We start from the raw sequence: 11568 nt of genomic DNA, 5'->3' as shown, positions 1-11568 counted from the left end.
GATCTGGCTGCCGTTGGGCACAGGCGCGGCAGGCGTCAGGACGGAGAGCTTGCCGTCCTTTTCCGCGGTCAGCACCATGCCGTTGGACATGAGGCCACGGATCTTGCGCGGCGCCAGGTTGAGCACGGCGATGACCTGCTTGCCCACCAGCTCCTCGGGCTTGTAGTAGTCGGCCAGGCCGGACAGGATCTGGCGCGGCTGGCCTTCGTCAAAGTCGATCTCCAGACGCAGGATGCGGTCGGCATTGGGATGCTTTTCCGCCACGACCACGGTCCCGGCGCGCATCTCCACGGCCTTGAACTGGTCGAAGCTGATCTCGCCGCTCTGGCCTTCGGCGGCAGGAGCGGCCTTGGGGGCTTCCTGCTTCTTTTCCTTCTTGGCCTTGGGGGCCTTTTCGGCCGGAGCTTCCTGCTGCAGGGCCTTGACGTCGATGCGCGGGAAAAGGTTGGAGCTGGCCGCCACTTCAGTGCCGGGCTGCAGACCGTCAAAGTTGCCGGCCTCGGCTTCCAGCGAGGTGGTCACAGGGCCCTCGCCGGGCTGCTGGCCCAGCTGCTCCAGCAGGGTGCGGGAGGCATCGGGCATGACGGCCCACAGGCACAGGGCCACCTTGCGCATGGCCGACAGCAGCACGTACATGACCGTGCCCAGACGCGTGGTGTCGCCCTGCTTGAACAGGGTCCACGGCACCTGCGAATCCACGTATTTATTGAGCGCGCGCACCAGATCCCACAGGGAATCCAGGCCCTGGGCGAACTGGGTGTTGCCGAACAGCTGGATGTAATTGGTCATGGCCGTGGCGCACAGCTCGACGATGGCCTTGTCGTCTTCGCTGAATTCGCCGGGCTGGGGCACCTTGCTCTCAAAATACTTGGCCGTCATGGACAGCACGCGGCTGAACAGGTTGCCTAGGTCGTTGGCCAGGTCGGCGTTGATGCGGGTCACCATGCCTTCTTCACTGAAGGAGGCATCGGAACCGAAATGCATCTCGCGCAGCAGGAAATAACGGAAGGCGTCCAGACCGTACTTCTGGCGCATCTCCAGCGGTTCCACCACGTTGCCCAGGGATTTGGACATTTTGGTATCGCGCACCAGCCAGTAGCCGTGCACGTTCAGGTGCTGGTACACGGGCAGGCCCGCGGCCTTGAGCATGGTGGGCCAGAACACGGCATGGGGTTTGAGGATGTCCTTGGCCACCAGATGTTCGCCGGGCCAGAAGGTCTTGTACTTTTCACCGTCGGGCCAGCCCAGGGCGCTGATGTAGTTCAGCAGGGCGTCGAACCACACATAGCAGACGTAATCCTTGTCGAAGGGCAGTTCGATGCCCCAGGTCAGGCGGGACTTGGGACGGGAGATGCACAGGTCTTCCAGCGCGCCCGATTCCAGCATGGACAGCACTTCGTTGCGGTAGCGCTCGGGGCGGATGAAGTCGGGATGGCTCTCGATGTATTCCCGCAGCCAGGGCAGGTACTTGGACATGCGGAAGAAGTAGTTCTTCTCGCTGATGAATTCAGGCTTGGTCAGATGCTGGGGGCACAGGCCGTTCTCCAGCTCCTTTTCCGTATAGAAGCGTTCGCAGCCGTAGCAGTAGTGGCCGCCAAACTCGCCGAAATAGATGTCGCCGGCATCATAGACCTGCTGCAGGAAGCGCTGCACGCGGGCCTTGTGGTCTTCGTCGGTGGTACGCACGAAGGCGTCGTTCTCGATGCCCAGATGCGGCCACAGGTGCTGGAACAGGCCGCTGATGCCGTCCACGAATTCCTTGGGGGAGACGCCCTGCTTTTCGGCGGCCTTGACGATCTTGTCACCGTGTTCGTCCGTACCGGTCAGGAACATGGTGTTGTCGCCCAGGGTCTTGTGGAAGCGCGACAGGGAGTCGGCCACGATGGTGGTATAGGCATGTCCCAGATGGGGCTTGGCATTCACATAGTAAATGGGGGTGGTGATATAAAAGTTCTTCACGTCTGACTCCGTTTATTCGGCGGCGCCGTCCTGCCGTTGCTGCGACTTGCGGCGACGGCGGCGGCGACTTTTGCTGTTCTCTGCGGGGGCGGCCTCGGCCTGCGGCTGGGCCTGCTGCGGCTGGACTTCCGGCCCGGCGGTCAGGGGCGCGTCGGGCGGCAGCACATCGGCGAACAGGTTGGGATCGTCCACGTTCTCCGGTGTGACGGAGACCACCAGCAGGCCATCCCCCTGTGCCGCCTTCTGGGGCTGCTGCGCCTGTTTGGGCTGGGCATTGTCGGGATGGGGCTCGGGACGATGCGGATCCAAGGCCTGCCATTCTTCCAGCGTCAGTTCCTGTTCTTCGTTGTTCTCGTTGAGCACGGACAGCGAATTGCGGAACATGTTGGCCCGCAGCACCTTCATGGTGCCCTGCGTGGTCTGGTATTTCTTGCCCAGACGCGGGCAATTGTGGTGGAAGCGGTCGTAGTTCTCCTGCTCGTAGGAAAGGCAGCAGAGCAGGCGGCCGCAGATGCCCGAGATCTTGGCAGGGTTGAGGAACAGGTTCTGCTCCTTGGCCATGCGGATGGTCACGGGAGCGAACTTGCGCAGGTACCGGCGGCAGCAGCAGACCATGCCGCAGTTGCCCACGGCCCCCACCATCTGGGTCTCGTGGCGCACCCCTATCTGGCGCAGTTCGATGCGGGCGCGGTATTCGCGCACCAGATCCTTGACCAGCTCGCGAAAGTCGATGCGGGCCGGCGCCGTGAAATAGAAAATGAGCTTGCTGCGGTCAAAAAAGACCTCAACGTCCACGAGCTTCATGTCCAGGCGGCGGTCACGGATGCACTGGCGGCAGAACTCCGTGGCCTCGCGGGCCAGTTTCTCGTTGGTACGGCCCTCGGCCAGGTCTTCTTCCGTGGCCCGGCGCTCAATGGGCGTCAGGCTCTCCGGCTCCACACCGGCCACATAATCATAGGGACCGGAGACCACCTGCGCCAGGGCCTGCCCCTGATCGGCCGCGATCAGCACATGATCGCCCACGGCCAGATCGGCAGGGCCCGTATGGTACAGGGTCTGTCCCAAAGCGCGAAAGCGCAAACCGTATATTGGCATAGTTCCCAATCTTTGTTGCGGGGATTATCTGAATCCCTTTACATCGGGCATATCCGGGCCGCTGTCAACAGGCAGCCCCCGCGCCCGCCACAGGCCAGTAAAAGTCTTTCCCTTCCTGCTCCGTCCATCAAGCCCCTGCCCTGCCGCTGTCCGGCAGTATCCATAATATAAGGAAGAGCCTCAACGTAACGGCATCACTCGCCCTCTTTTCCCCGTCATGCTTCCTTCCCTGGATAGCGGGGCTTTCCCTTGCTATGCAGTTCTGCCTGTTTTAGAATCACGGCAAGGAGAATACCATCATGATCTCACGAGACGAAGCGCTGGCCCTGCTGGCGGAGAACCATGTCCAGGCGGGCCTGCTGCAACACTCCATTGCTTCCGAGGCCGTCATGCGGGCCCTGGCCCGTGAATTTGGTGAAGATGAAGAACTGTGGGGCCTGACCGGCCTGCTGCACGATGTGGACTATCCCGCCACGGAAGCCACACCGGAAAAGCACGGACTGGAAGGCGCCCGCCTGCTGGAAGGCAAATTGCCCGAAGAGGCCCTGACCGCCATCCGCGCCCACAACGGCGAGATGACCGGCTGTGCGCCCCAGACCCGTTTCGACTTCGCCCTGCGCTGCGGCGAGACCATCACCGGCCTTATCAGCGCCGCCGCCCTGATGCGTCCCACGGGCTATGAAGGCATGGAAGTCAAGAGCATCAAGAAAAAGATGAAGGACAAGGCCTTTGCCGCCAGCGTCTGCCGCGACAACATCCGCCAGTGCGAACAGGCGGGCCTGCCGCTGGATGCCTTCCTGGCCCTTTCCATCGCCGCCATGCGCGACTGCTTTTCGCAGCCTGCCTGAACCGAGCATCCCACCACGAGGTGAAGCATGACCAAAACCGGCGCCATCGATACCAGCATCCGTACTCTCGGCACCCCCAAACTCACGTCCAGGCTGCCCTACCGTACCTGGGTGGATGACGTGCGCCTGCCCATACAGGTGGACAGGGAACTCTGCGACGAGTTCACCGAACCCGTACGCCTGGATTTCGAGGCTGCCGGCCCCCGGAAAAAACTTTACTTCGATCCCAGCCGGGCAAAATGCGCCATCGTGACCTGCGGTGGCCTTTGCCCGGGGCTCAATGACGTCATCCGCGCCATCGTCATGGAGGCGCACCACGCCTACCATGTGCCCTCCATCATGGGCATCCGCTACGGGCTGGAAGGCTTCATCCCGGCCTGCGGGCATCAGCCCATGGAACTGACGCCCGAACGCGTGGCCGACATCCACCGCTTCGGCGGCACCATCCTGGGCTCGTCGCGCGGTCCCCAGTCCGCGGAAGAGATCGTGGACAGCCTGGAACGCTCCAACGTCAGCATCCTGTTCGTCATCGGCGGTGACGGCAGCATGAAGGCCGCCCTGAGCATCAGCCGCGAGGTACAGGCGCGCAACCTCAAGATCGCCGTCATCGGCATCCCCAAGACCATCGACAACGACATCAACTTCATCCCCCAGTCCTTCGGCTTCGAGACCGCCGTCTACAAGGCCACCGAGGCCATCGAATGCGCCCACACCGAGGCCCGGGGCATGCCCAACGGCATCGGCCTGGTCAAGCTCATGGGCCGGGAATCGGGCTTCATCGCCGCCCAGGCCACGCTGGCCATGAAGGAAGTGAACTTTGTTCTGGTGCCGGAAGCGCCCTTCACCCTCGAAGGGGAAGGCGGCCTGCTGCCCGCGCTGGAAGAACGCCTGAAAAGCCGCCATCACGCCGTCATCGTGGCGGCCGAAGGCGCCGGCCAGCATCTGCTGGACCGTTCCGGCGCCACCGACGCCTCGGGCAACCTGCTGCTGGGCGACGTGGCCGACCTGTTGCGCTCCGAGATCAAGCGTTATATGGACGCCCGCGGCATCCCCCACGCGCTCAAGTACATCGACCCCAGCTATATCATCCGCTCCGTGCCGGCCACGGCCAACGACAAGGTCTACTGCGGCTTCCTGGGCCAGTACGCCGTCCATGCGGCCATGGCCGGGCGCACCGACATGGTGGTGGGCAAGATCCAGGACCGCTACGTGCATCTGCCGCTGGAGCTGGTGACGCGCCGCCGCCGCAAGCTCAACATCTATTCCGATCTCTGGCGCGCCGCCCTGGAATCCACGGGGCAGGGCATGCTGGCCGGTATGCTGCCGCAGCAGGAGACGCATGGCTAGTCTGTATCAAGTCAAGGCATCTGCCGGGTCAGGCAAGACCTATGACCTGACCCGGCGTTTTTTGTGTCTGCTGGCGGCCTGCGGGGCCCCGGCACCGGCCGCTGCCGCCTCCTGCGGGCTGGGCACCGGCCCCTCGGGCTGGGATGAGATCCTGGCCATCACCTTCACCAATGCCGCCGCCGGCGAGATGCGCGACCGCGTCATCGGCCGCCTTAAGGCCATCGCCCTGGGCACGCCGGAAAAAGGCATCCCCCTGACGCCCGACATGGCCGCCCGCTGGCTGGACGTCATCCTGCGAGATCTGGCCAGCCTCAACATCCGCACCATCGACAGCCTGCTCCACGCTATCGTGCGTTCGGCCGCCCTGCAGCTGGATCTGCCCCCGGATTTCCAGCCCGCCTTCGTGAGCATGGATGCCGTGACGCCCTATCTCGATACCCTGCTCAACCAGGCCTCCCAGGGCAACGAGAAGATGGAAAAACTGCTGCGCGACCTTTACTGGGCCATCGTCCATGTGCAGCAGAGCAAGGGCTTCAATGCGGGGGAAAAGCTGGGCAACATCATCCGCCCCCTGCTGGACGGCATCCTGCGCGACGAATTCACGGATATCGCTAGCCCGGAAGAGCTGGAAAGCCGCCACCAGCAGCTCTGGAACAGGACACGCGGCCTGATCCGGGCTGTCCTCGACGCGGAGGAGCAGGCCAAGACCAAGCTCCATGCCACGAGCCGCAAGGCCCTGGTGCGCCTTCAGGAGCGGGACGAAGGGGCCTTCAAGCTCAAGTCCATCGCCGAGCCCGAGGTCGACAAATTCCTCACGGCCAAAACGAAGCGTACGGAAGAGCTGCTGTCGGCACTGGAGGCACTGACGTCCTGGCTGCCGGATTTCAGCCGTCGTCATGCCCTGCTGCGTTCGGCCCGCAATTTTGCCCCGGCCGTCCAGCTGGCCACGTTGCTGGTCCACGCCATGCGGGCCAACCAGCAGCAGGAAGGCACCCTGCCCGCCGTCCTGGTGCCGGAGATGGCCGCCTTGGTGCTCAGCGGCAGCTTTGGCGTCTCCGAGGCCCTGTGCCGTCTGGGCAGCCGCCTGCAATATTTCCTGCTGGACGAATTCCAGGACACCAGCCGCGAACAGTGGCAGGCCCTGAGCCCGCTGGTGGAAGAGGCCCTTTCCCGGGGCGGTTCCCTGACCTGGGTGGGCGACGTCAAGCAGGCCATCTACGGCTGGCGTGGCGGGGATGCCGCCCTTTTTGACGGCATCGAAGCTCCCTTGCGTCTTTTGGCCCCGGATGTGCGCCACGAGACGCTCACGGCCAACTGGCGCAGCTGCCGTCAGGTCATCGCGCACAACAATGCCCTGTTCTCGCCTCTGGAGGATGCCGCCGTAGCCCGGCAGGCCCTTGCCGCCTTGATGCCGCAGGACACGCCGGACGATCTGCTGGACAGCTATGCCGAACGTGTGGCCGCGGGCTATGCCGGGACGGCCCAGGATTTTTCGCCCAGCTCACCTCCCGGCGGCCTTGTGCGCGTGGAAGCCATCGACGGTGACAGCAGCGAAGAGCTCAACACCGCCGTACTGGCGCGCCTGCGCCATGTGCTCCGGCAGGAACTGGCCCCGCGCCGTCGCTGGCAGGAGATCATGGTGCTGGTGCGCAGCAATGCCCAGGCCGCACTGGTGGCCGAGGATCTGGCCGCTGCCGACATCCCCATCGTCACGGAGAACAGCCTGCTGCTGTCCACCCATCCTCTGGTGATCCAGAGCGTGGCCCTGCTGCAGTTCCTGTGCAACGCGGAAGACGAGCTGGCCCTCTGGACCGTGGTCACGGGCAGTCTGGTGCAGCAGGGCCCCCTGCCTGTCCCCGACCTTCAGGCTTTGCACGACAGCTGCGTGGACAGGGGCAGCATCCCCCTGGTGCAGCATCTGCAACGGAACTTCCCCGGCTTCTGGGCCTCCGTCCTGGCGCCTTTCCACAATCAGGCCGGGCTCATGACGCCCTACGACACGGTCATGGAATGGTATGACCGCCTGCAGGTCTTCGAACGCTATCCCGATGCCGATGTTTTCCTGCGCTGCTTCCTCGAAGTGCTCAAGAATGCCGAGGACCAGGGACTGGCCACCCTGCCCGACTTTCTGGCCCACTGGCAGGAAAAGGGCGAGGAGGAAAAAGTCCCCATGCCTGAGGGCATCGACGCCGTTCGCATCATGACCGTCCACAAATCCAAGGGCCTCGAGGCCCCTGTGGTCCTCCTGCCCTGGACCGATGCCACCCTGAAGGCGAGCGACCCGGTGCTCATGGAGGAAGACGGCCTGCGCATGGTCTGCAAGAACGGCCCGCATTGCGGCAGGGTCTACTACGAAGCCCTGTTGCGGCAGGCCATGGAACTGCTCAACCAGTTCTATGTGGCCTTTACCCGGGCACGGGAAGAGCTCCTCGTCTTCCGTACCAGCGCCGCCACCGTGCGCAAGGGCTGCGGCAGCCACGCCCTGGATGTCCTCTGGCAGCAGGCCGGACTCGAAGTCCCCTACCAGCTGGAAGGCGGGGACGACGTGCTGCATCCGGTCCAGCTTGCTGTGACGGAGGAAGAAAGAGACGATACGGCCCCGGCAGCAGAAACCGCAGGAGCCGATAGCACTCCCGACCAGCTCTCCGGCGGACAGACGGCAGTGCCGCATGACCCGGCGGAAGACTGGCGTCCCATGCAATGGTTGCCCCGGCTCAAGATCTACCGCAACCCGCTGGAACGGATGCACTTTTCCGCACGGGATCGCGGCACCCTGCTCCATGCCTGTCTGGAGCAGCTGCCTCTGGGCGGCCTCAGCGAGGACAACATCAGGGCTGCCGTGCGGGAAGTGCTCGCCACCATCCCCCTTGCCGACGGACAGGACGCCCCCGACAGGGAAAGCGTTGCCGCCGACATGGGATCCTGCCTGCTCTGGTTGTTGCGTCTGCCCCAGTTCGGCCTCTGGCAGCGGCGCGGTGTGCCGGAGCAATCCATGCTGGCCGCCGACGGTTCCCGCCGGGACCTTTTGCGTGCCGACCTCATCGTCCCCCTGTCCTGGGGGACCCTGGTGGTGGACTACAAGAGCGGCAGGGTCATGGACGAGCATGTCCGGCAGGTGCAACGCTATCTGCGCTGTCTGGAACAGAGCGGCACCACCGTGGCCCGCGGCCTGCTCATCTATCTGGACAGGCAGTCTTTCCGCCTGGTGGAACCCGACAGCGCTTCGGAACTGTTTACGGATCTTGGGGCCTATCCCCGCTACTTCTGTGAGGACGAGGCATGAGCAGCCCCTTCCATATCTTTTCCTGGCAGCAGCCTTTCCTGCCTGCCCTGAAACAGGCCACCGACCTCTGGAGCGACGGACGGCCGGGTGATGCCGTCATCATCGTCCCCCACAACCGTCCGTGGCGCTATCTTGTGGACATCTATGCCGCTGCCGGGACCACCGGCCTGCTGCCCAAGGTCCTTTCCCTGCCGGACATGGTGCGCCTGTGGCGCATGCATGCCAGCCCCGTGCCGCTGCGTACGGCCTGCCTGCTGGACAGGGTGGCCCTGCTGCGGGACTGCGTCCTCGATCTGGCCGACGAAGACCACGAGCTGGAAAAACGCTTCGGCAAACTGTCCCCGGACGCCTTCCTGCCCTGGGGCATACGTCTGGCCAATCTGCTGGAAGAACTGCTGGGCCAGAACATGGTCACGGACGACCTGCCCTTCATCGACGAGGTGAGCCCCCCGGCCGCGGCCCTGCTGGGTGCTCTGGGGCGCATCCGCGATGCCTATGTGGCGGCGCTGGCCCAAAAGGGCTGGACCACGCCGGGCCATGACTTCTGGCTGGCCGCCCGCCATGCGGAGGACATCCCCGACCTGCTGCGCCCGGCTGACGGGCATCCCGTGCTGCTGGCCGGTTTTTCCCTGCTTACCGAGACCGAGGACATCCTGCTCCGCAGTCTCTGGCAGGCCGGTGCCCGCGTCTGCCTGCACACGGATCCGGCCCTGGCCCGGCATGGTGAGGAAGAGCGGCCGCCTGTGCACTGGGCCTGTCAGGAACACGTCCAGTGGCTGCAACGCTGGCAGGCCACGGCCCGCCCCTGGGAGGCAGACGCGCCCTCTCCGGTGGAAGACGCGCAAAAATGGCACTATTTCGCGGGTTATGACCTCCACTCCCAACTCAAGGCCCTGCAACAGGATCTGGATGCCCCTTCGGAGGCTTCCACGGCCATCCTCCTGACCCACGGCGACCTTCTGCTGCCCGTGCTGCACCATCTGCCGGACAAGGAAGTCAACATCTCCATGGGCTATCCGCTGGACCGTTCGCCCCTCTTCCACCTGCTGGACAGCCTGTTCCGCCTGCATGAAGGACGGGACAAGGACGGGCTTTTCTACTGGCGCTATCTGCTGGCCTGCCTGCGCCACCCCTATCTGGGCATGCTCCAGGCCGCCGCGCCCGGGGAAGAGCCCGGCACGGGGCAGTCCCTGCGGCCCCTGCTCCGCCGTCTGGAGCGCCGCATCCGCAGCGGCAGGCGCCTGGTGGCCCATGAGGATCTGCTGGCCACCCTGGCCGAAGGCGAAGAAAGCATGGATGCTCCCGCCGGAGAGGACGCCACGGACGGTGCCCTCCCTGCCCCCCGTCCCGAGCGCGCCCTGCTGGAAGAACTGCTGCACCTGCTGCTGGAGGATTTCGGCGCCGTTTCCACGCTGTCCGGCCTGGCCGGCGCCCTGCTGCGCCTGAGCGACTTCCTGACCCGCCACGGACAGGCCGTCTGGGAACGCTTCCCCCTGGATGCCGAGGCCCTGTACCGGCTCGTACGCCACTGCGTGCCGGAACTGCAGCACAATGCCCTGTCCGGCGAGGAGATGGACTCCCGCCTTCTGCACGGTCTGGCCCGCCAGCTGCTGCAACAGCAGCGCATCCCCTTCGAAGCCGATCCGCTGGGTGGTGTGCAGGTGCTGGGCATGCTGGAAAGCCGTCTGCTCCAGTTCGACCGCATCTTCATCATCGATGCCACCGACGACGTCCTGCCCGGTACCCCAGGCCAGGATCCCCTGCTGCCGGACAGCCTGCGCCGCATCCTCGGCCTGCCTGATGCCCGCCGCCGGGAACGGGCGGCCTCCCACACCCTCTACCGCCTGTGTGCCTGCGCCCGCGAGGTGCATTTTTACTGGCAGGAGAGCCAGGGCCGTTCCGGACTCATGGACAGCAAGAAGGCCCGCAGCCGTTTTGTGGAGCAGCTCATCTGGGCGCACGAGCAGCGCACCGGGGCCATCCTCAAGCCGGGCACGCCGCCGCTGGCTGTGGCCACCTGTGCCGTGGCCCCCATGCCGCCCCGCGAGCTGTCCCTGAAGCGCAACCAGGCCTTGCAGGATGCCATGCGGGCCTTTCTGGCCGCGCCCATCTCTCCCACGGCCCTGGATACCTATCTGCATTGCCCGCTGTCCTTCGTCTGGAAACATCTGTGCCGCTTCCGGCCCGTCCAGGAGGTCAACGAGAGAGACGATCCGGCAGAAGTGGGCTCCGTGCTGCACGATGTGCTGCAGCAGCTCTACCGTCCGTATCGCGGCAAGCTGGTGGATGCGGGGACCTTCGACATGGCCGTCATGCGTGCCGAACTGCAGCGCCAGATGGAAAGACACGACCTGCGGACCCAGCTGCCGCCCGACAGCCTGATGATGTTCTCCATGGCGGCCCCGCGCCGTCTGGAGGAATATCTTTGCAATCAGCCGGAAGCCACCATCCTGGAACTGGAATATCCCCTGACCCAGGTCATCAGCTGCAACGGCCGGGAATATACCTTCAAGGGACGCCTGGACAGACTGGACAGGCGTGAGGACGGCCTCTGCATCGTGGATTACAAGACCGGTACCATCAACAGTCCTGCCGGTGCCTTATGGGATGACGAAGCCCTGTTCGTCCACATGGCGCAGGTCCGGGACGCAGGGATCCCTCTTGAGGAACGCCGCCGGCTGGCCGCCGGGGCTTTCGACCAGCTGGCCGAGAAGCTGCGCATGATCCAGCTGCCCGCCTACCTGTGCATGCTGCACGCCGCCGGTTTCAAGGATCTGCACGACGCCGCCCTGGTGGAACTGCGCGACAAGGGGCGGGAATACTGGCTGTTCGGGCCCAGGCTGGATCTGGACAATGGCGAACGCATCCGTCAATGCTTTGACGTCCTTTCCCTGCTGCTCTGGCATATGGAGCACGGCCCTGATTTCACCGGCCGTCCGGGCGAAGGTTGCCGCTGGTGCGACTATCAGGCACTTTGCCATGCCTGACAGAGACAGCGGCCTTGTGAAAATAAGGTTTTTCTGGTAATGCTTTCCG

6 protein-coding genes are annotated in these 11568 nt (G+C 64.6%); 4 read left to right on the top strand and 2 right to left on the bottom strand.

The genetic code is table 11. The features are described 5' to 3' along the window. Positions 1-1959: methionine--tRNA ligase (metG, locus tag ACQRCJ_RS08825; protein WP_427799650.1), on the bottom strand; the 1959-nt coding region annotated here is incomplete at its 3' end. Positions 1960-1971: 12 nt separating this feature from the next. Next, on the bottom strand, positions 1972-3054 hold the full coding sequence (locus ACQRCJ_RS08820; protein WP_427799649.1) for a PSP1 domain-containing protein: 1083 nt from the start codon (positions 3052-3054) through the stop codon (positions 1972-1974). A 299-nt stretch (positions 3055-3353) separates the two neighbouring features. Between ACQRCJ_RS08820 and ACQRCJ_RS08815 the strand changes: the two genes are divergently transcribed. From ACQRCJ_RS08815 to ACQRCJ_RS08800, 4 genes are read left to right on the top strand one after another with little or no spacing between them, the layout of a single operon-like run. Beyond that, positions 3354-3902 (top strand): HDIG domain-containing metalloprotein, encoded by a 549-nt coding sequence (locus tag ACQRCJ_RS08815; protein ID WP_168935747.1) that lies wholly within the window; start codon positions 3354-3356, stop codon positions 3900-3902. A 27-nt stretch (positions 3903-3929) separates the two neighbouring features. Next, positions 3930-5249: an ATP-dependent 6-phosphofructokinase gene (locus ACQRCJ_RS08810; RefSeq protein WP_168935748.1), complete on the top strand. Its 1320-nt coding sequence runs from the start codon at positions 3930-3932 to the stop codon at positions 5247-5249. After that, positions 5242-8532, top strand: a complete 3291-nt coding sequence (locus ACQRCJ_RS08805) for a UvrD-helicase domain-containing protein (protein WP_427799648.1) — start codon at positions 5242-5244, stop codon at positions 8530-8532. Before ACQRCJ_RS08810 ends, ACQRCJ_RS08805 begins: the two co-directional genes overlap by 8 nt. Continuing rightward, positions 8529-11519, top strand: a complete 2991-nt coding sequence (locus ACQRCJ_RS08800; RefSeq protein WP_427799647.1) for a PD-(D/E)XK nuclease family protein — start codon at positions 8529-8531, stop codon at positions 11517-11519. Before ACQRCJ_RS08805 ends, ACQRCJ_RS08800 begins: the two co-directional genes overlap by 4 nt. Positions 11520-11568: the final 49 nt, after the last annotated feature.

Origin of the sequence: Desulfovibrio sp. SGI.102 (assembly GCF_050314315.1) — a bacterium.
In the GTDB taxonomy this organism is placed as follows: Bacteria; Desulfobacterota; Desulfovibrionia; order Desulfovibrionales; family Desulfovibrionaceae; genus Desulfovibrio.
Note: the sequence above shows the minus strand (reverse complement) of the source record. Positions and strands in the feature narration are given on the sequence as shown.

Excerpts from the sequence above, each read along its gene's own strand:
- ACQRCJ_RS08815 (WP_168935747.1), top strand. The coding sequence starts at position 3,354 with ATGATCTCACGAGACGAAGCGCTGGCCCTGCTGGCGGAGAACCATGTC.
- ACQRCJ_RS08820 (WP_427799649.1), bottom strand. The coding sequence starts at position 3,054 with ATGCCAATATACGGTTTGCGCTTTCGCGCTTTGGGACAGACCCTGTAC.
- ACQRCJ_RS08805 (WP_427799648.1), top strand. The coding sequence starts at position 5,242 with ATGGCTAGTCTGTATCAAGTCAAGGCATCTGCCGGGTCAGGCAAGACC.
- ACQRCJ_RS08810 (WP_168935748.1), top strand. The coding sequence starts at position 3,930 with ATGACCAAAACCGGCGCCATCGATACCAGCATCCGTACTCTCGGCACC.
- ACQRCJ_RS08800 (WP_427799647.1), top strand. The coding sequence starts at position 8,529 with ATGAGCAGCCCCTTCCATATCTTTTCCTGGCAGCAGCCTTTCCTGCCT.